The sequence below is a fragment of the Collimonas sp. GW821-FHT07E08 genome (assembly GCF_059418905.1).
This window is the reverse complement of the sequence record NZ_JBWKQR010000012.1, coordinates 35,613-56,291: the sequence shown is the minus strand read 5'-3', so window position 1 is coordinate 56,291 and position 20,679 is coordinate 35,613. Positions and strand designations below refer to the sequence as shown.

Here is a 20,679-nt window from a genome sequence, read left to right as displayed (position 1 = left end):
GTGTTGCCAGCGCCGGCCCGGAGCAGCCGGCGACGGCCGGGATCGTCAAACCGTGACGTACTTTCCATCCACCAGGCGCGACAAGCCTGACGGGTTGCCGTCCTGCAGTTCGGCCGGCAGCAGGGCCGCCGGCAAGTCCTGGTAGCACACCGGCCGCAGGAAACGGTCGATGGCAGTGGCGCCGACCGAGGTGCTGCGGCTGTCGGACGTCGCCGGGAACGGGCCGCCGTGCACCATCGCATAAGATACTTCCACTCCAGTCGGGAAACCGTTCACCAGGATGCGGCCGGCCTTGCGTTCCAGCGTCGGCAGCAGCTTGCGGGCCAGCGCGTGGTCTTGCTCATCCAGTTGCAGCGTGGCGGTCAGCTGGCCGGCCAGGTGTTCGGCGACGGCGCGCATTTCATCTTCGTCCCTGCAGGAAACCAGCAGCGAGCTGGGGCCGAAAATTTCATCTTCCAGCTGCTCGGTGGCGAGGAAGGTGGCGGCGTCGGTGGCAAACAGCGTCGCCTGGGCTGCGCATGGCGCGGTTGCCGCCTGGCCGTGGCCAAGCGTATCGACGCCGGCTACCGCGCCCATGCGTTCGATGCCGGCGGCATAGGCGCCGTGGATGCCGGGCGTCAGCATGGTGCCGGCGGCCTTGGTTTTCAATGCCTGCAATGCCGCTTCCTGGAACTGCGCCAGGTGCTCGCCGGCCAGGCCGATCACCAGGCCGGGATTGGTGCAGAACTGTCCCACGCCCATGGTCAGCGAGTCGACGAAAGCCGCGCCGATTTTCGCTGCGCGCGCGGCCAGTGCGTGCGGCAGCAGGAACATCGGGTTGATGCTGCTCATCTCGGCGTACACCGGGATCGGTTCACGCCGTTGCGCCGCTGCGCGCATCAGCGCAAGGCCGCCCTGGCGCGAGCCGGTAAAGCCGACTGCCTTGATCGCCGGGTGGCTGACCAGGGCCTGGCCGACTTCATTGCCGGTGCCGATGATCAGGGAAAACACGCCTTCGGGCAGTTTGCAGGCGGCGACTGCCTGCTGGATTGCGCGTCCTACCAGTTCTGAGGTGCCGGGGTGGGCATTGTGGGTCTTGACCACGACCGGGCAGCCGGCCGCCAGCGCGGAGGCGGTGTCGCCGCCGGCTACCGAGAACGCTAGCGGGAAATTGCTGGCGCCGAAGACGGCGACGGGGCCGATGGCGATCTTGCGCAGGCGCAGGTCGGAGCGTGGCGGGGTGCGTTCCGGCATTGCCGAGTCGAGGGTGGCGCCGAGGTAATTGCCGGCGCGCAGTACGCTGGCGAACAGGCGCAGCTGGCCGACGGTGCGGCCGCGTTCGCCTTCCAGGCGGGCGGTGGGCAGGCCGGATTCTTGCGTTGCGCGTTCGATCAGGGCGGGGCCCAGCGCCAGGATGCCGTTGGCGATTTCTTCCAGGAATTCTGCGCGTTGCTGGGGCGTGGTGGCGCGATAGCTGTCGAAAGCTTGTTGTGCGAGGGTGCAGGCGCGGGCCACTTCGGTTGCGCCGCCGGCGCCGAAATCGGGGGCGATGGTTTCGTTGGTGGCGGGGTTGACGGCGCGCAGGCTGCCTTCTGTGCCGCGTACCGCGGATTGGCCGATGAGCATTTCACCAGTGATATTCATTTATGTTCCTCAATTCGATTATGCGTATCGCCGCAAAAGCAGTGAAATATATCCACCACCACAAAAACGGTTGTATATATCTGCCACCACAACAGCAGTTAAATGGGGTCAGAGTTTTTTTTCGCGCCTTTTGCGAAAATTACTCTGACCCCATTTAACGGGCCACGGAGTACGTTCGGTGGCATGCGATGTCCTTCGTTCGGTGTTACCTAAAATGTTTTCTACTCCGTGGGTACAAGCCGGGAGCGGCCCGGCAGCCGCTCACTTTCTTTTGCTTCGCCTTACGCGGCCCGGCCAAAAGAAAGTAAGCAAAGAAAAGGCGACCGCAAAGCCGTTGCCCTCCCTTCGGTCGGGTCCCCAAATCCGGCGCGTGTCAGCCGGGTGGGGAACAAAACTCGCCTTCGGCTCAAACATGTCCCCCACAATTCCCGGCTGACACGCGCCGGATTTGGCAACGTCCCAATGCGGAATTCAAAAGCAACCCCAACGGCAACGTCAAAAGCAACTTCAACCCCAACGTCAAAAGCAACTTCAACCCCAACGTCAAAATCAACTTCAAAAGCAACTACAACTTCAAAAACAACAGCCGCGAATTGCTTCAGTCCGGGTACGTATTACCCGTCAGCGCTGCCGTTGCCCGTTCAGATAATTACTGCGGCCCCTGCGCCAGGATCAGTGCTTTCAGTTGCTCATGTTCTTCCGCATTGAGATCAACCAGCGGTGTGCGTACCGGGCCGCCGTCATGGCCGACAATGGTGGCGCCGGCCTTGACGATACTGACTGCGTAACCGGCTTTCTTGTTCCGGATCGCCAGGTAAGGCAGGAAGAAATCGTCCAGCAGGCGGCCGGTGGTGGCGTGGTCGTCGTTCTTGATTGCGGTATAGAAATCGATCGCCATCTTCGGCAGGAAATTGAATACAGCCGAAGAATAGACCGGCACGCCGAGCGCCTTGTAGGGGGCGGCGAACAGTTCTGCTGTCGGCAGGCCGCCGAGGTAGCTCAGGCGGTCGCCGAGGCGGCGCCGGATCGATACCATCAGCTCGATATCGCCGATGCCGTCCTTGAAGCCGATCAGGTTAGGGCAGCGCGCCGCCAGCAGTTCCACCGAGTCCGCGTTCAGGCGGCAGATGCCGCGGTTGTACACGACTACGCCGAACTTGACCGAATTGCAGATGGCTTCCACATGCGCGACCAGGCCGTCTTGCGACGCTTCGGTCAGGTAGTGCGGCATCAGCAGGATGCCTTGCGCGCCAAGGCGTTCGGCTTCCTGCGCAAAAGCGATGGCGGTGCGGGTAGGGCCGCCGGCGCCGGCCAGGATCGGCACTTTGCCGCGGCAGGTTTCGACCGCCACCCTTACCACGTTGGAATACTCGGAGGTGGTCAGCGAAAAGAACTCGCCGGTGCCGCCTGCCACAAACAAGGCGCTTGCACCGTAGGGAGCCAGCCATTCGAGCCGAGCTGCATAAGTGCTCGGGCGGAATTCGCCTTGCGCATCGAAATCGGTGATCGGGAATGACAGCAGGCCGGCGGAAAGCGTTTGTTTGAGTTCTTGAGGATTCATGGTCTCGGGATGAAGTAGTGCTGCGGTTGATAATCGGACGCTTTCGCCGCAAAAGGGCGCCAGGCGTCCGGATGATTAAGTTATCAGTCATCGTACAACAAAGATTTGCAGTATGCAAGCCGGATAATGTTGTTTGTTGTAGTGGGAAGGGGATGAGCCGTGCGCGGAAGGCCGGGTCAGGCGGCGGGGAAAGCGAGCAGGGGGTGGAACGTTGCCATGAAGCTGCCGGGCGCGCCGGCAGCGAGGTTTTCAGTGTCTGTTTACGACGCCAGCGCCATGCTGTCCTGCACCTTGCGCAAGCGCTCGCGGCTGTTGCTCAGGTGGGTGCGCATTGCTGCCCGCGCTGTCTCCGGGTCCTGGCGCACGATGGCGTTGTAGATATCTTCGTGCTCGCGGTGGACGCGGTCCAGGTAGGCCGCCGGATCGTCATGCGCCAGTCTGGCGGAGTTGATCCGGGTGCGCGGGATGATGGTGGTGCCGAGGTGGGTCAGGATGTCGACAAAATAGCGGTTGCCGGTCGCTTGCGCGATATGCAGGTGGAACTGGACGTCGGCCGCCACCGAGTCGCCGTGCTCGTGGGCGCTCTTCTGGAAGGCGTCCAGCGCCATCCGCATCTGCGCCAGCTGCTCGTCGCTGCGCCGCGCCGCCGCCAGCCCCGCGGCTTCCGCCTCGAGGCTGATGCGCAGTTCCAGGATGGCCAGGATATCGCGCATGGTGATCACGGTTTCCGGATCGATGTCGAAGCTGCCGGAGCTGCTTGCCGCCAGCACGAAAGTGCCGATGCCGTGCCGCGTCTCTACCAGTCCCGAAGCCTGCAGGTGCGAAATCGCCTCGCGTATCACGGTGCGGCTGACGCCCTGGGTACGCATCAGTTCCGATTCGGTCGGCAGCTTGTCCCCGGGTTTGCTGCTGCCGTTCCTTATGCTGTCGGCAATATTGGCGACCACGCTCTGCGCCAGGTTGCGATGTTTCTTGCGCGGTGCGCCAGGGTCGGGCTGAGTAGTGAGCGGTGTATTCATGGGGTAGGGGCCGCGGGAAAGGTAAATCTAGTTGCTAAATTATTTCTGGCTGATTATACTACGATTCAAGTTGTAGGATGACTGATAACATCAAGGTAGTTTAACGCAGGTTAAACATCAAGAATAATAAGAACGGCGCCTTGTAACAAGCCCCGGCCTGGACCCGCAGCATGCGGCCAAGGCCGCGGGTGGCGGAAGCTGCGCATTCCAGGCCGCTCTGCCGCAGGCGCCGACTCTGGCGAAACAGGAGACGCAGGTGAATATCGATAAAACGGCCGGGCCGGCAGCGGCCCCGCGCGGCAAGCTGCGCTACATGATTTTGTTCATGCTGTTCGTGGTGACCACTTTCAACTACGCGGACCGCGCCATCCTGTCCATTGCAGGCACTGCGATGAAGGGCGAACTGGGCTTCGACGCGGTCACCATGGGTTTCATCTTCTCGGCTTTCAGCTGGGCCTATGTGCTGGGACAGCTGCCGGGCGGCTGGCTGCTCGACCGCTACGGATCGAAACGGGTCTACGCCGCCAGCATCTTCATCTGGTCGCTGTTTACGCTGCTGCAGGGCGGCGTACATTTCCTCGGCGTGCTGTGGGCGGTGCCGGCCTTGTTCATGCTGCGCTTCATGGTGGGCCTGGCGGAAGCGCCTTCTTTTCCCGCGAACGGCCGCATCGTCGCCGCCTGGTTCCCGACCACCGAGCGCGGCACCGCCTCGGCGATCTTCAACTCCGCGCAATATTTCGCCACTGTGCTGTTCGCGCCGCTGATGGCCTGGATCACGCACGCTTACGGCTGGTCGGAAACGTTTGTCGTCATGGGCGTGGCGGGCCTGGTGCTGAGCATGATCTGGATGCGGGTGATGCACAGCCCGCAAGACCATCCGCGCATGACGCCGGCGGAGCTGGCGCATATCCGCGACGGCGGCGGCCTGGTCGAGATGGACCAGGGCCTGGGACAGGCGGCAGGCAAGGGAGCGCAGGTGAACCGCGGCGTCAAGCTGGGCTATCTCAAGCAGCTGCTCGGCAACCGCATGCTGGCCGGCGTCTACCTGGGCCAATATTGCATCAATACGATCACCTACTTTTTCCTGACCTGGTTCCCCATCTACCTGGTGCAGGAGCGCGGCATGTCGATCCTGAAGGCCGGCATCGTGGCGTCCTTGCCGGCGATCTGCGGTTTTCTCGGCGGCGTGCTGGGCGGCCTGATCTCGGACCGCCTGATCAAGCGCGGCTTCTCGCTGACCTGGGCGCGCAAGATCCCGATCGTCGCCGGCCTGCTGCTGTCGACTACCATGATCTTGTGCAATTACGTCGATACCCAATGGATGGTGGTCGGCATCATGGCGCTGGCGTTTTTCGGCAAGGGCGTCGGCGCGCTGGGCTGGGCGGTGGTGGCGGATACCTCGCCGAAGGAAATCATCGGCCTCACCGGCAGCCTGTTCAACATGTTCGGCAACATCGCAGGCATCACGGCGCCGATCGTGATCGGCTACATCATCAAGCAGACCGGCTCCTTCGAGTGGGCGCTGGTGTATGTCGGCGCCAACGCCTTGCTGGCCGTGGTCAGCTACCTGGTGATCGTGAAAGACATCAAGCGCGTCGAGCTCAAGCCGCTGGACGATGCAGGGCAGCCATACAAGAAATTATCTGGAGTGGAATCATGAGCAAGGCAGCAACCGACAAAACAGACAGCAACACGCCGCTGTATATCCGCATGCAGGAGCAAGACAATGTCGCCATTGTCGCCAACGACGGCGGCCTGCCGGCCGGTTCGGTGTTTCCCTGCGGGCTGGTGCTGCGCGACAAGGTGCCGCAAGGCCACAAGGTTGCCCTGGGCGACCTGGCTGAAGGCGAGGCCATCGTGCGCTACGGCGTGGTGATCGGTTATGCGCAGCGGCCGATCGCGCAAGGCAGCTGGATCGAAGAATCGCTGGTCAGGATGCCGCCGGCACGGGAACTGAGCAACCTGCCGATCGCCACCCGCAAGCCGGTGGCGGCGGCGCCGCTGGAAGGCTACACCTTCGAGGGTTACCGCAACGCTGACGGCACGGTCGGCACCCGCAATATCCTGGCGATCAGCACCACGGTGCAATGCGTGTCGGGGGTGGTGGAGCATGCGGTCAAGCGCATCAAGGCCGAGCTGCTGTCGAGCTATCCCCATGTCGACGACGTCATCGGCCTGGAGCACACCTACGGCTGCGGCGTGGCGATCGACGCGCCGGGCGCGGAGATTCCGATCCGCACCCTGCGCAACATCAGCATGAATCCGAATTTCGGCGGCCAGGCGATGGTAGTCAGCCTGGGCTGCGAAAAACTGCAGCCGGGCCGGCTGTTCCCGCAAGGCTCGATTCCGATCCAGAGCACCGGCGGCAAGGAAGACGGCTTGCGCGTGGTGTGCCTGCAGGATGCCGAACACGTCGGTTTCGAATCGATGATCGTTTCCATCATGGCCACCGCCAGGGAGCAATTGGCGGAACTCGACAAGCGGCGCCGGGTTACCTGCCCGGCCTCGGAGCTGGTGGTCGGCGTGCAGTGCGGCGGCAGCGACGCCTTCTCCGGCGTGACGGCGAATCCGGCGGTAGGGTTTGCCAGCGACCTGCTGGTGCGCGCCGGCGCCGCCGTGATGTTTTCCGAAACCACCGAAGTGCGCGACGGCATCGACCAGCTGACCGCGCGCGCCGCCAGCGCCGAGGTGGCGCAAGCCATGATCCGCGAGATGGCCTGGTACGACGATTACCTGACCCGCGGCGGCGTCGACCGCAGCGCCAACACCACGCCCGGCAACAAGAAGGGCGGCCTGGCCAACATCGTCGAAAAAGCCATGGGCTCGATCGTCAAATCCGGCAGCAGCACGATTTCCGGCGTGCTGTCGCCGGGCGACAAGCTGCGCCAGAAGGGGTTGATCTATGCCGCCACGCCGGCCAGCGATTTTGTCTGCGGCACGCTGCAGCTGGCCGCCGGCATGAACCTGCACGTATTCACCACCGGCCGCGGCACGCCTTACGGCCTGGCCGCGGTGCCGGTCATCAAGGTCGCCACCCGCAACGACCTGGCGCGGCGCTGGCACGACCTGATGGATGTCAACGCCGGCCGCATCGCCAGCGGCGAGGCCAGCATCGAAGAGGTCGGCTGGGAATTGTTCCAGCTGATGCTGGATGTGGCCAGCGGGCGCAAGCAGACCTGGGCGGAACACCACAAATTGCACAATGCCTTGACGCTGTTCAATCCGGCGCCGATTACCTGACAGGACAGAAATGCACCATAACCTCGGCCGGCTGTGTACCTCCCTGGCGCTCATGGCGTGCGCCGCATCGGCTTCGGCCGCAACCATGGTGTACGTGTCCAACGCCGACAGCCGCGACATTTATGTCATGGAGCTCAGCCAGGCGGACGGTAGCGTCGCCCTGGTGGAGAAAGTGGCGGCCGGCGGCACGGTGATGCCGCTGGCGGTCAGTCCCGACCGCCGATTCCTGTATGCCTCCTTGCGTTCGCTGCCGTATTCGGTCAGCAGCTTCTCCATCGATCGGCAAAGCGGCAAGCTGGGCTTGCTGTCGACCGTACCGCTGGCCGACAACATGGCCAACCTGGCGACCGACAAGACCGGCCGTTTTTTGCTGGCGGCGTCCTACACCGGCAGCAAGATTTCCATCAATCCGATCGCCGCCAAGGGCGAGGTCGAGGCGCCGCCGCTGGCCGTGATCCCGACCCGCGAAAAAGCCCATGCGGTAGCAACCGATCCTGCCAACACCCATCTGTTCGCCAGCAGCCTGGGTGGCGACGTCATCCAGCAATATCGCTTCGATGCGGCCAGCGGCCAGGTCACGCCTGGCGTTCCGCCGTATGTGGAAACCAGCCATGGCGCCGGTCCGCGCCATTTCGTGTTCGACCGCCGCGCCCGTTTCGTCTACGGCACCAACGAACTGGACGGCAGCCTCAATACCTATCGCTACGATGCCGCCGCCGGCGCCATGACGCTGCTGGCTTCCGTTTCGCTGCGGCCCAAGGATTTCCAGGGCGCGGCGCTGGCGCCCGCCGACTTGCACCTGACGCCGGACGGCCGTTTCCTGTATGCCTCGGAGCGCACCTCAAGCACGCTGGCCGGGTTTGCCGTCGATCCCGACAGCGGCGCATTGACTCCGATCGGCAATTTTCCGACAGAGACCCAGCCGCGCGGCTTCAATATCGACCCAAGCGGCCGCTACCTGCTGGCGGTCGGCCAGCAGTCGAACCGCATGAGCAGCTACGCCATTGAACAGAAAACCGGCGCGCTGCAGCTGCTGCACCGCTACGACATGGGGAAAAATCCCAACTGGGTCGAGATCGTCGAGCTGCCATAGCCGTCGCCGGCAAGGTGACGACGACCGATCGTCAATGCATCTGGAACATGCGGCCGGCCCGCCGCGCCGCTGCCGCCAGGTACAGCGGCGACGGCGCGCGCAGGTTTTCGCAATAGCAGGTGTAGACCATCTTGATCACGTGGTCGTCGTCGGAGGCGATGGCGGTGGTGAACAGGTCTTGCCAGGTATCCGCATTGTCGATCAAGGTTTCTACATCATCCGAGATCACATCCGATGCCGCCAGGGGCGGCGCGCCTATCGATACGTACGCGGCGCAAACCGCTACCCACAGGTCCGGCAGCAGGCGCTGGACCAGCGCCGCCGGCAGACGGGACAGTACGCGGCGCGCGGCATGCAAGCCGGTGACGACATGCAGGGCGGTGAAATTGTTGGTCTGCCAATACAGGGAAATGGCGGCCCGCGCCATATCGTCGAGCAGTTGCGGCTGCGCCGGCGCCGCCGGCAGCACTGCGTAGAACAGCGGGTAGCCGGCCACCGCCCGCAGGCGCGTAACAATCAGGCTGCCGGTGAATACCGTGCCATGCAGCGCGCGCGACAAGATGGCCAGACCCTGGTTGACCGAGGCAGCCGGTATTCGCTGGTGTGGTCCCGTGTCGATGTGCAGGTTGCCGCAGACCAGCGCCGCCAGCCCCGCAGCGATTTCGCTCAGGTGCTGTGCTTCCAGGCCGTATGCAAGCCGGATCAAGGCATGGAAGGCGCCGCTTGCGGGCGCAAACGGTATCCTGTCCAGCACTTGTTCAAGGACGGCGTCGGCGCCGGCGCTCCAGATCCATTCTTCAAAATATTCGCGCAGGGCGCTGACGGCGCTGGCGTCGCCGATGCAGGCCAGCCAGGTATCGCGGCCGACCGCCTTGAGCACTGGTCGGGCCGGCACGGCCGAGCGGCGTTGCCAGGTGTCGAAAAATTCCTGCAGGCGCGCCGGCTGCGCGCCCATTCCGGCCAGCGCGCACAGCGCCATCGGACAGTGGTTGGTCAAGCCTTTGTTGTCGTCGGCATAGCGGACATTGGCGTCAAGCAGGCGGTGCAGGGTTGGTTCGCGTAGTCGTTGATTCATGTGATAGGCCCAAGATCAGTGGTTGACTGGCGCAGTATGCAAGTTAAAGTAAACTTGAGGTCAACAGGAATTTTTGCTGCGCCCTATGCAGCTCTTTTGAAGATCACGCTGGCTTTCAGGCCGGCCAGCCGCGGCGCCTGGCCCAGCCTCACTTCCGCCTGGTGCAGCTCGGCCACCTGCTTGACGATGGCCAGGCCGAGGCCGCTGCCGGTGGCCTGCGGCACCAGGCAGCGGTAGAAACGGTCAAACACGCGCTCCCGTTCATCCGCAGGAATGCCAGGCCCGCTGTCTTCTATTTCCAGCAGGATGTCGTCCTGGCTGGCGCGGATGGTGACGTCGACCTGGCCGCCGCTGGGGGTGTAGCGCACCGCGTTGTCGATCAGGTTGCGCAGCAGGATGTGCAAATGATGCTCGGATCCCATGATGTGCCCGGCATCCAGCTGCTCGACGCCGAGGTTGATTTTGCGCGTGTTGGCATAGGGGATCAGGTCGATGGTCACCTCGCGCGCAATCTCGTGCAGCTGCAGGCGGGTGTGCGGATCATGGATGCCGCCCGACTCCAGGCGCGACACCATCAGCAATTGTTCGACCAGGTGGCTGGTGCGCTTGACCCCGGCCTTCAGGTCCGCCAGCGCGCGGGCTTCGCGCCCGCTGCCGAGCGACTGTTCCACCAGCTGAGTCTGGATCTGCAGGGTGGCCAGGGGAGTGCGCAATTCGTGCGAGGCGTCGGCGATGAATTTTTTCTGGCCTTCGAGGGCGACGCCCAGGCGCTGCAGCAAGGTATCGAGCGCATGCGTCAGCGGCTTGATTTCAGCCGGCTGGTCTTGCGTGGCCAGCCGGCCCAGCTTGTCGGGAGTGCGCTTGGCCAGCTCCTGCGACAGGCGGGTCAGCGATTGCAGGCCGGTGCCGACGCTCCAATGGATCAGCAAGCCCATGATCAGTAAAAAAATCAGCAGCGGTATCAGTGAACGCAGTGCGTGCTCGACGGCGATGTTGCGCCTGCCGCTGAGCGATTGCGCTACCTGGATCAGGTTGCGGTCGGTCTTGCGAATGAACAGTTTCCATTCGCTGCCGCGCCAGGTTATTTCGCTGAAGCCGGGTGTTGAAAAGCGCGGCAGGACGATAGCCTGGTGCGAGCTGTAGCTGAGCTTGCCGTTCTGGTCCCAGATCTGCAGGATGCTGTCGTCGCCGTCGTATTTCAGCGCCGGTTCGTTGGCGGCCAGGTCGTTGCCGCTGAAATGCACTGGAATGGCGGAGGCGATCTGGCTCATCTGGTCGTCGTAGATATCGGCCAGCAGGGCGCGGTCGATCAGGTAGTCGGCCAGCACAAAACATGCGCCCAGGATAGCCAGCCCGGACAACAGCCAGAACAGCAGGCGGTTTCTAATCGACACACGCGCTCTCGAGCATGTAGCCCAGGCCGCGGATGTTGCGGATCACGCCCGGCGCCAGTTTTTTCCGCAATGCGTGGATATGCACCTCGATGGTGTTGCTCTCCACTTCATCGTTCCAGCCATACACCTTGTCGACCAGCTGCGCGCGCGACAGCACCGCGCCCGGCTTTTCGATCAATGCCGCCAGCACCATCAGTTCGCGGCTGCTCAAGGCAATGTTTTTTCCTTTGTAAGCGACGGTATTGCTGGCCGGGTCGAAATGGATGTCGCCGTGCACCAGCAACGGGCTGGTGCGGCCGCCGCTACGGCGCAGCAAGGCGCGTATGCGGGCTGCCAGTTCATCCAGGTCGAACGGTTTGCTCAGGTAGTCGTCGGCGCCGGCGTCCAGTCCTTCGATCCGGTTCAGCACGCGGTCGCTGGCCGACAGGATGATGACCGGCGTGCTGTTGCTGCCGGAGCGCATTTTTTTCAGTACTTCCAGTCCCGATTTGCGCGGCAGGCCCAGGTCCAGCAGCACCGCGGAATAAGACTCGGCGGCCAGCGCGGCTTCGGCGGCAATCCCGTCCTGGGTCCAGTCGACGGTGAAGCCGTAGGGATAGAACCCCTTGCGGATGCTGTTGCCCAGCATGTAGTCGTCTTCAATCAGAAGTAAGCGCATCGGGTTACCCGCCTTGGTCGACCCTTGAAGATAGCAGCCGATTATGACCAGCGCGTGAAATGCGGCGCAGGTTGACGTAAATCAGACAGATTCCGCACAGCTCATTTTCGCTTAATTTTCAAAGCTTATGCTTCGCCCCGAACTACGGCTGACGGCTGCAGATACAGGCAGCAAGCCATTCGCCGGACAATTTCTTTCGATTTTTTTGCGACAACGATTCTAAAAAGGAAACATGGAAATGAAGCGCCCAAGTTTGAAGCCAGGCACCCAGCAGGTCTTGTACGCGTTAGTATGCATGGCGGCGCCGATGATGGCCGCCGCACAGCAAGCAGCCGACGTCGACGCCGGCGCCGGCGGCGATGCCGCCATCGTTGAAGTGACCGGCAAGGCAGCTACCGCAGCCAAGACCGCGTTGTCGCAGGGTTCGCTGACGGCCCGTTCGGCGCAATCGATAGTGAGCGATGAATTCATCCGCAACCTGACCTCGCCGGTGGCCGATTTCAGCCAGGTGCTGCAGATGACGCCGGGCATGTACAGCTACAGCCCGAACGGCGTCGGCCTGGGCGATACCAAGACTTTCTTCCGCGGCTTTTCCGACGGCGACTATACGATCAGCTTCGACGGCATCCCGTTCCAGGACACCAACAGTCCTTCGCACCACACCTGGGCTTTTTTCCCCAGCCAGTTCCTGGGCGGCGCGGTGATCGACCGCAGCCCCGGCTCGGCCGCCACCATCGGCCCGGCCAACTTCGGCGGCTCGGTCAACCTGCTGTCGCGCAACCTGGAGCCGGAACAGCGCATCAGCGTGTTCGATTCCTACGGTTCGTTCAACACCAAGATCTACGGCGCCGAGGTTGAAAGCGGGCAGTTCGGCGCCGACGGCGCTTCCAACCTGCTGGTCAACGCGCACCAGATGACATCGAACGGCTACCAAAGCTACAACAAGCAAACTCGTGATGCGGTGTCGCTCAAATATCAATATGCGATCAGCAGCAGCACGGCGCTGACCCTGTTCGGTTCCTATATCGACCTGAAAGCCAATACGCCCAACACCAAGGGCGCGACCCGCGCCCAGATCGCGCAGTTCGGCGACGACTACCTGCTCAGCAACGATCCGAAGCAAGCCAACTACTGGGGCTACAACTTCTACCATGTGACTTCGGATTTCGAATATGCCGGCCTCAGCTCCGACCTGGGCGGCGGCTGGAAGCTGGACGACAAGCTGTACACCTACGCTTATCACAACCAGCAAAACTACAACGGCAGCACCATCACAGCCACCAGCGCTACCGACAAGCTCAACAGCTACCGCACCTACGGCAACCTGCTGCGCCTGAGCCAGGAATCGAGCTTCGGCGTCCTGCGCACCGGGCTGTGGGCGGAAAACGCCGACACCAACCGCTACCAGATCCCGTCCGATCCGCGCACCTGGGTCGACGCCGCGCTGCCGAATTTCCATGAACGCTTCAAGACCACGACCCTGCAGCCGTTCGTCGAATATGAATTCCAGGTCGCCAAGGACTTGAAAATCACGCCAGGCGTGAAGTATTCGTCTTACCGCCAGGACCTGACCCAGTACGCCGACAACGGCAAGACCGTCGGCAACCTGGGCGGCAAGCCTAGCGTCCAGCACGCGGTGACCTATAACACCGTGTTGCCGTCGATTGACGTGCACTACATGCTGCAGCCGAACTGGTCGGTCTACGGCCAGTATGTCGTCGGCGACGAAATTCCTCCGAGCAGCGTGTTCGACGTCAAGAACGCTAACGTCACGGCCTTGCCGTCGTCGATCAAGAGCAAGACTTTCCAGGTCGGCTCGGTCTGGAAATCTGACGGCTTCACGTTCGACATTGACGCTTATCACATCAAATTCGATAACGCCTATTCATCGTTCACCGACAACGCCGGCAACACCACTTTCTTCGCCAACGGCGGCTCCACCACCCAGGGCGTCGAAGCCGAAGGCAACCTGGTGCTGGGCGCCGGCTTCAGCCTGTACGCCAACGCCACCTACGGCACCGCCAAGTTCGCCAATGGCCAGTGGATCGCCGGCGCGCCTAGCGATACCGAAACGCTGGGCCTGAACTACAACCGCGGCGGCTGGGATATCGGCTGGCTCAACAAGCGGGTCGGCACCATGTATAACGATAACGGCAGCGTGCACCAGGCGGTCAAGATCAGCCCGTTCACGATCTCGAACCTGTTCGTCAACTACACGATCAAGCGTCCAACCCAATTCATCAAGCAGGCCAAGATCCAGTTCGGCGTCAATAACCTGTTCGACAAGCACAGCGTCGTCGGCGTCAATCCGGCCAGCACCGCCACCTCGGCGCCGGCGCCGGGCGACGTGCTGACGCTGCTGCCGGCGCGCAGCATGTCGCTGACGCTGAACCTGGATTTCTAGACAACGAGCGGGAGCGCCGCTCCCTGTTTTTTTATTTGAAAGTACTGTCCATGCGTAAATTCATTGCTTCCCTGCTGCTCCTGTCCTTTGTCGCCTGCGCCGGCCCGGTGCTGGCGCGCGAGGAAAATCCATTCATCACGTCGAAAGAAATCGACCTGGTCAAGCTGCTGCCGCCGCCGCCCGCCAACGATTCGCTGCAAACCAAGGCTGAGCTGAGCGAAATCCTCGCCCTGCAAGCCGCGCGCACGCCGGAAATGGTGGCGCGTTCGCAAGCCGACGCCACGGAAGACATCTGGCGTTTTGCCGACGTCATGGGCGTGAAATTCAAACGCGACCGGCTGCCGCTGTTCGCCGCGTTCTTCCAGCGCGTGGTTGATTCCGAAGGCGCCGTGGTCGATACCTACAAGGATGTCTGGAAGCGTCCGCGTCCATTCATGTACAGCGACCTGGTCAAGCCTGTCGTCAAACTGTCGCGCTCCGGCGCCTATCCGTCCGGCCATGCCACGGCCGGTACCCTGATGGGCATCGTCTTGTCTAACATGGTGCCGGAAAAACGCGCCGAGATCATGGCGCGCGCCGCCGAATATGCCAACAACCGCATCGTCGGCGGCGTGCACTACCGTTCCGACATTGAAACCGGCCGCATCACAGGCACCGTGATCGCCGCCAGGCTGCAGGCGCGCGACGATTTCAACAGCGCGTTCGACGCCGCCAAGAAAGAGCTGCGCGGCGTGCTGGAACTGGGGGCCGATCCGACTGACAACAGGTAACCGCAAGCGAATCCCCGGATTTCAAAAAACCAATCCCCCGGGATTGGTTTTTTTTAGCCCTCGTTTATATGTTCGGCCCGTATTTTTACGATATCTTTATGCGCGTTTCTCTAGACTGAAGTCATCAGAGACAGCATGCGAGCCTTATCATGATCATCACGGTTTTCAGCGAAGACGAGTTTGCCAAACGCTCGATCATTGCGCTCAACCTGGCGGCCCATTGCGCGCGGAACCGGCGCCGGGTGCTGCTGACAGACGCCACTGCGCTGCAGTATGCATTGGGCTGGGATGCGCGGCGCCGGGCCGCGGGCGGCAAGCCGAAGATCACCGTGCGCGGCAGCGCAGACCTGGAATCGGACCTGGAAAATCCGGCGTCCTATTATCGCAACCATTATCCGGAAACCATCGTCGATACTGACGGCAGCAACGCGCGCAATGCCAACGCGGCGCTGGTCGCCACCGACGTGCTGGTGATCCCGGTCCATTCCCGCCAGGCTTGCAACCGGCAGGCGCTGGTCGAGCGCATCGAAGCAGCGCGGCTGTTCAATCCCGCGTTGCGCATACTGGTGGTGGAAGTCCAGGCCATCAGCGCCTTTGGCGCCGCCGCGGATACCGAAGCCAGCCCGGCCCGGGCCTTGGCAAAAGAAATCCTGACCGCAACCCTGGCCGAGACGGTGATCCACGAGTGGATAGACGATCGCAGCATCTTCGACAAGGGTCTGAGCGTATTCGAGCCGAGCCCTCGCAATGAACGCGCCGTCGCCGAGATCGAAGATCTTTACCAGGAAATCGCAAGGACCAGGATCCAGCCGGTCGAGCAAGAAGCCAACAGCCTGGCGATCTTGCACGCCTTGCAAAGACGGACGCAAGAGAAGGAACTGTGCCACGTCGGCATCGACATCCTCCACGGACCCATCACCCATTAATTAGGGTCAGAGTTGAATTAATTCTTAAAAATTAATTCAACTCTGACCCTAATTAATTATTGCTAAGTTAATTCGACTCTGACCCTAATTAATTTCTGTTAGGCCGGTTCTATGTCGAAGTGGCCTAGGTAGTCGAGTTTTCCTACGGCTACGCCTTTGTTGCGCAGGATGGCGTGGGTGGTGGCTATGTGGAAGAAAAAATTCGGCAGGGTGAACGTCAGCAGGTAGGCGTCGCCTTGCAGGGTGGTTTTGAACTTGCCGAAGGTTAACGTTACCGGATGTGTTGCGCTTTCTTGCAAATCGTCCGGCTGTACGCTTTCCAGGAATGCGATTGTCTTGGCAATCCGTTCTTGCAACTCGGCGAATGTCGTCTCGTTGTCTTCAAAGCGCGGCGGCTGGACCGCCGACAGCCGGCCGATTGCATTTTTCGAGGTGTCGCTGGCGCGCTGGATCTGTCCTGCCAGCGGCAGCATGTCCGGCGCCAGCCTGGCGTTGACCATCTCTGCGGGGTCGGTGTTGCCGGCCTTGGCGTGGGCCTCGGCTTTCTCCAGGTAGCCGGCGAGCACGCCCAAGCCACGCACGAACACCGGAACGGAAATTTGGTACATCGATAAGGACTGCATGTCGGACTCCTGGAAGGATGGGCATCAAGCCGGGAGCATCATCCTATCCGTTTTGGTCTGATGCTGCATGCCAGCCAGGGAACCGCCCGCGCGCCCGGTCCACTTGGTGCGGATCCGGGATGCCAGGTTCACCGCCAAGCTGCGTACCTTCGTCGATTTCCTGGTGCTGCGGCCTGGCCGAAACTACAGGTCGAGGCGATAGAACCTGGTGTCGAGCCCCATGCGTGGGAAAGCCGGCGGCAGGCCGCTGGCGTCGATCTCGGCAAAGCCGTTCTTTTCATAGAAACGATGTGCGGCCAGGAAGGCTGCCGTCGTGCCCAGGAACACCTGCCGCAATCCTTGCCGGCGCGACCAGCTGAGCAGCTCTTGCAACAGGCGATGGGCGACCTGATGCTCGCGGCCGCGGAATGGCGCCTTGACGAACATCTTGCGCAGCGCGCCCTGGGCGTTGCCGATATCCTTCAGCGATATGCTGCCGACCACTTCCTCGCCGGCCCGGGCGATCCAGAAATTGCCGTGGCCGCTCTGGTAGAAATTGGGGATATCCAGCAGGTCGGGCTGTTCCCGCAAAGTGATTGCGAAGCCGAATTCGGTCTGCTGGATCGGCAGGATCAGCGCGATTACGCCGTCGCGATATGGTTCTGAATAGGGGCTGATGGTGATCATTTTCAAGCGGTCCATGGCGGAAGTAAAAAAAGACAGGCAAGCGCCTGTCTTTTACTTTACATCATGCGTTGATCGCTGGCTCGCGCCGCCGGCACGGCCAAGGCGCGGCAGGACCGGTCACTTGTCCTTGCCGCTGGCCGGCTGCATCGCGAATTTCGGATTGGCCTTGAGCAGGTCCGAGGTGTCGCCGAGGATTTTCGCGGCTTCGTTCAGCAATACGTCCTTGGCGCTTTTTTGCGCCTTCTCTGCCGCCAGCTCGGAGCTCAAGCTGCGTTCGTTGGCTTGCAGGCCGTCGTCCTGGCGGTTGAGGTCGGCCGCATCGGCAGCGTCCTTGTCCTTGCTGTCGCTGTCGCCAGCCTTGGCGCGCGCCTTGAGGCGGGCTTCCTGCTGGTTCATTTCATTGCGGCGGTCGGTTTCGTTGAGCGAGATGACGCGCTTCTTGCGCAGCGTATTCAGCTCAGCCACGTCTTCCTGGAAGCGCTGGAAGTCCTTGTCCTTTTCGACCCGCATATCGTGCCGGCTCTGGATCTGCGGCAGCAGGCCCTTGACGTCGCCGACAGGCGTGTAGTCGGCTGCCTTGACCTGCGACCATGGCAAGGCGTTGTCGTAGCTCGATTCGCCAAAACTTTCGGGATCCGAGAAACCTGGCAGGCTGATGTCCGGGGTCACGCCGCGCAGCTGGGTGGTGCCGCCGTTGATGCGGAAAAACTGGGCGATGGTCATCTTCAGTTCGCCGAATTTCGGCTTGTCGTTGTGCGACAGCTCGTCGAGGTTGACCATGGTTTGCACCGTGCCCTTGCCGAAACTGCCTTCGCCGATGATGACGCCGCGGCCATAGTCCTGGATCGCCGCCGCAAAGATTTCCGAGGCGGAGGCCGAACCGCGGTTGATCAGCACCGCCAGCGGACCGGTCCATGCCGGCGCAGGAATATCGTCGCCCTCGACGTTGACATCGCCGCGCGCATTGCGCTGCTGGACGATCGGGCCCTTGCCGACAAACAGGCCGGTCAGGTCGACTGCTTCGGTCAGCGAACCGCCGCCGTTATTGCGCAGATCCATCAGGACGCTGTCGACCTTCTCTTTTTTCAGTTCGGCCAGGAGCGCCGCGACGTCGCGGCTGGCGCTGCGGAAATTCTTGTCGCCCTTGCGCCGGCCTTCGAAATCCTCGTAGAACGCTGGCAGGGTAATCACGCCGACCTTGCGGGCAGTATCGCCGTTCTTGATCGTCAGGATGGTTTTCTTGGCGGCCTGCTGCTCCAGGCTGATCTTGTTGCGCACCAGGCTGATCAGCTTGTGCTTGCCGTCCGGGCCGGCGTCGGCCGGCAATATGTCGAGCCGCACCACCGTGTCCTTGGCGCCGCGGATCTGCTTGACCACATCGTCGATGCGGGTGCCGACCACGTCGGTCATGGCGCCCTTGTCGCCTTGCGCGACGCCGACAATCCGGTCGCCGACGGCAAGCTTGCCGGACAATTGCGCCGGGCCGCCCGCCACCAGCTCGCGGATGGTGGTGTAGTCGTCCCTTTCCTGCAGCACTGCGCCGATGCCGACCAGCGAAAGCTTCATGGAGATATCGAAATCGGCCGCCGCGCTGGTGCCGAGGTAGTCGGTATGCGGTTCAATCGATGTCGCATAGGCGTTCATGAAAATCTGGAACACGTCGTCGCTCTTGTACTTGTAGGCGCGCGCCAGGGAATTTTCGTAGCGTTTGCCGAGCGTGTCGCGGATCGCCTGGTCCTTCTTGCCGGCCAGCTTCAGGCGCAGCCAGTCGTTCTTGACGCGCTTGCGCCACAGGTCACGGCTCTCGGCTTCGGATTTCGGCCAAGGTTCCTTGTCGCGGACGAAGGAGTAGTCTTCTTTCTGGCTGAAGTCGAACCCCTGCTTGAGCAGCTCGCGCGCATACGTCAGGCGTTCGACGATGCGCTGCTGGTACAGGTTGAAAATGGAAAAAGGGATGCGCAGGTCTTCATGGTAGATGGCGTCGTCCAGCTTGGTGTTCTCGGCGGTGAACTGGTCAATGTCGGCCTGCACGAAAAAGAACTTTTCGGGATCGAGCGACTTGATGTAACGATTGATGACCTTGGCCGACAAAGTGTCGTCCAGCGGCACCGGCTTGTAATGGAAGCGTGTCAGGAACTGCGCGCTCAGGTGCGCCGCCTGCGCTTGCTGCTGCAATGGCGACAGGACCGGCGGCGGCCCTGATTCCAGCGCGTGGGCAGCGGTCGAAATTGCCAGGATGACACATAACAGACTGTTTTTTAAGCGCATATAACCTTCAATTCGATGTTCGGTGTTGATTTGAGCGGCAAGGGCATCGTCCTTGCCCGCCACATCGGGCATGGCCGCCGGAGGCCGGCGCTGTGCAATTCGACCCGCACGCCGGGCAAGCGTTCAGATTAAGTAATTCTACTTGGCTTTACTTAAAGCTTGCTTAAATCAGGCTTTCCCGGCTTGTTGCGCCATTAATTTTCCCCAATGGCAACTCAGAACACCGCTTGAATCAGGGCGCAGGCGCCAGCTGGCTGCGCAAGGTATCGAACTCGGCGCTCCACTGGCTGCGCCAGCCGCTGCGCGTGGCCGCGTCGATCCAGGCGCCGTCGAGGCCGTTCAGCAGGCATGCCCGCAGCGCGTCGAGGTCGAGGCCGAACTGCAGCATCATCAGCCAGGCCTGGGTCGGCGTGACATTGTGCAAGGTGGGGTCGTCGGTATTCGGATGTACGCGCAGTCCCTGCCGCACCATTTCGCGGATAGGGTGGTCGAGGTGCCAGCGCTCCGGCGCCAGCGCCCGCAAATAATAGGAGTTGGTCGGTACCACCGTGAAGATCACGTCTTGCTCTATGCAGCGCTGCACCAGTTCGGGATTGTCGATCACGGTGTAGCCGTGGTCGATGCGGTCGACCTTGAGCAGCTCCAGCGCGCTTTCGACATTGACCCATGGCATGCCGAATTCGCCGGCGTGCGCGGTGGTCTTGAAGCCGGCCTGGCGGGCGTCGCGGTAAGCCTTCCAGAACAGTTCCGGCGGCCGGTCGTTTTCGCGGTAATCGATGCCGATGCCGATCACCTCGTCGCGCCGGTGGGCGCACATCCATTCCACCATTTCCACCGCCGCCGCCGGATCGGCCTCGCGGTCTATGCTGGGCACCAGGCGGCCGACGACGCCGAAATCGTGCAGGGCATCGCGGATCGCCGCGACAATCGCATCCTGGGCCGCGGCATAGCCGATCTGCGAGACGTGCACGGTGCCGGTCGGATTCCAGAAGAATTCGGCGTAGCGCACGCCATGCCGGCCGGCGTCCTGCAGGTATTCGTAGGTGATCCGATGCAGGTCTGCCGGGCTGACGATCAGGTGGGCGTCGAGTGCGCGCAGCACCCGCAGCACGCCGACCGGTTTTTCGCCGCGGGTATAGAAAGCCTCGATTTCCTCGCGGCTGACAACGTTGCCGACCTTGGCGGCCAGCTCGATGAAGGTTTGCTTGCGCACCGTGCCGTACAGGTGGCAATGCAGCTCGACCTTGGGAATGGCGCGCAGGAATTGCTCCAGGCGCGGCGCATCGGGTATGTCCACGCCCCGTTTGATCTGGCTCATGAGACAGGGCGTCCGGCGCAGCCGGCGGGAAACGATAAAAA

16 protein-coding genes are annotated in these 20,679 nt (G+C 62.2%); 6 read left to right on the top strand and 10 right to left on the bottom strand.

What is annotated here, in order from left to right; all coding sequences use genetic code 11:
* Window positions 1-45: 45 nt before the first annotated feature.
* The 3 genes from AC07RZ_RS16555 to AC07RZ_RS16545 form a co-directional block, all read right to left on the bottom strand.
* The gene (locus AC07RZ_RS16555; RefSeq protein ID WP_494668741.1) at window positions 46-1,623 is read right to left on the bottom strand and encodes an aldehyde dehydrogenase (NADP(+)); all 1,578 of its coding nucleotides are present in this window, start codon (window positions 1,621-1,623) and stop codon (window positions 46-48) included.
* A gap of 649 nt (window positions 1,624-2,272) precedes the next feature.
* The gene (kdgD, locus tag AC07RZ_RS16550; protein ID WP_494668740.1) at window positions 2,273-3,184 is read right to left on the bottom strand and encodes a 5-dehydro-4-deoxyglucarate dehydratase; all 912 of its coding nucleotides are present in this window, start codon (window positions 3,182-3,184) and stop codon (window positions 2,273-2,275) included.
* 260 nt (window positions 3,185-3,444) lie between these two features.
* Window positions 3,445-4,203, bottom strand: a complete 759-nt coding sequence (locus AC07RZ_RS16545; RefSeq protein WP_144738003.1) for a FadR/GntR family transcriptional regulator — start codon at window positions 4,201-4,203, stop codon at window positions 3,445-3,447.
* Window positions 4,204-4,516: 313 nt separating this feature from the next.
* On the opposite strand from AC07RZ_RS16545, the gene AC07RZ_RS16540 reads away from it, so the two are divergent.
* Genes AC07RZ_RS16540 through AC07RZ_RS16530 form a run of 3 tightly spaced genes read left to right on the top strand, consistent with a single transcriptional unit; the run spans window position 4,517 to window position 8,536 of the window.
* Entirely contained in the window at window positions 4,517-5,863 is a 1,347-nt protein-coding gene (locus AC07RZ_RS16540; RefSeq protein WP_494668870.1) for an MFS transporter, read from the top strand.
* Entirely contained in the window at window positions 5,860-7,443 is a 1,584-nt protein-coding gene (gene garD, locus AC07RZ_RS16535) for a galactarate dehydratase (RefSeq protein WP_494668739.1), read from the top strand. Before AC07RZ_RS16540 ends, garD begins: the two co-directional genes overlap by 4 nt.
* Before the next feature lie 10 nt (window positions 7,444-7,453).
* Window positions 7,454-8,536, top strand: coding sequence for a lactonase family protein (locus tag AC07RZ_RS16530; RefSeq protein WP_494668738.1), 1,083 nt, complete (start codon window positions 7,454-7,456; stop codon window positions 8,534-8,536).
* Between the two features lie 31 nt (window positions 8,537-8,567).
* On the opposite strand, the gene AC07RZ_RS16525 is transcribed toward AC07RZ_RS16530, so the two are convergent.
* From AC07RZ_RS16525 to AC07RZ_RS16515, 3 genes are all read right to left on the bottom strand, one after another.
* Window positions 8,568-9,611: a questin oxidase family protein gene (locus AC07RZ_RS16525; protein ID WP_494668737.1), complete on the bottom strand. Its 1,044-nt coding sequence runs from the start codon at window positions 9,609-9,611 to the stop codon at window positions 8,568-8,570.
* A gap of 83 nt (window positions 9,612-9,694) precedes the next feature.
* A complete protein-coding gene (locus AC07RZ_RS16520; protein WP_494668736.1) occupies window positions 9,695-11,005 on the bottom strand; it encodes an ATP-binding protein in 1,311 nt (436 codons plus the stop codon).
* Complete coding sequence (locus AC07RZ_RS16515) at window positions 10,995-11,663, bottom strand: response regulator transcription factor (protein WP_092400122.1); 669 nt, start codon at window positions 11,661-11,663, stop codon at window positions 10,995-10,997. The genes AC07RZ_RS16520 and AC07RZ_RS16515 overlap by 11 nt, the downstream gene beginning before the upstream one ends.
* Window positions 11,664-11,901: 238 nt before the next feature.
* Here AC07RZ_RS16515 and AC07RZ_RS16510 point away from each other — a divergent pair, with 238 nt between their 5' ends.
* From AC07RZ_RS16510 to AC07RZ_RS16500, 3 genes are all read left to right on the top strand, one after another.
* Complete coding sequence (locus AC07RZ_RS16510) at window positions 11,902-14,067, top strand: TonB-dependent receptor domain-containing protein (RefSeq protein WP_494668735.1); 2,166 nt, start codon at window positions 11,902-11,904, stop codon at window positions 14,065-14,067.
* A 50-nt stretch (window positions 14,068-14,117) separates the two neighbouring features.
* Entirely contained in the window at window positions 14,118-14,837 is a 720-nt protein-coding gene (locus AC07RZ_RS16505; protein ID WP_494668734.1) for an acid phosphatase, read from the top strand.
* Window positions 14,838-14,986: 149 nt separating this feature from the next.
* A complete protein-coding gene (locus AC07RZ_RS16500) occupies window positions 14,987-15,763 on the top strand; it encodes a hypothetical protein (RefSeq protein WP_494668733.1) in 777 nt (258 codons plus the stop codon).
* A 98-nt stretch (window positions 15,764-15,861) separates the two neighbouring features.
* On the opposite strand, the gene AC07RZ_RS16495 is transcribed toward AC07RZ_RS16500, so the two are convergent.
* From AC07RZ_RS16495 to AC07RZ_RS16480, 4 genes are all read right to left on the bottom strand, one after another.
* On the bottom strand, window positions 15,862-16,386 hold the full coding sequence (locus tag AC07RZ_RS16495) for a DUF1993 domain-containing protein (protein WP_494668732.1): 525 nt from the start codon (window positions 16,384-16,386) through the stop codon (window positions 15,862-15,864).
* 183 nt (window positions 16,387-16,569) lie between these two features.
* A complete protein-coding gene (locus AC07RZ_RS16490; RefSeq protein ID WP_494668731.1) occupies window positions 16,570-17,052 on the bottom strand; it encodes a GNAT family N-acetyltransferase in 483 nt (160 codons plus the stop codon).
* Window positions 17,053-17,169: 117 nt separating this feature from the next.
* Complete coding sequence (locus tag AC07RZ_RS16485) at window positions 17,170-19,320, bottom strand: carboxy terminal-processing peptidase (RefSeq protein WP_494668730.1); 2,151 nt, start codon at window positions 19,318-19,320, stop codon at window positions 17,170-17,172.
* Window positions 19,321-19,552: 232 nt separating this feature from the next.
* Window positions 19,553-20,659 carry an adenosine deaminase family protein gene (locus AC07RZ_RS16480; RefSeq protein WP_494668869.1) on the bottom strand — a complete coding sequence of 369 codons (1,107 nt, stop codon included), beginning with the start codon at window positions 20,657-20,659 and terminating at the stop codon, window positions 19,553-19,555.
* Window positions 20,660-20,679 lie beyond the last annotated feature (20 nt).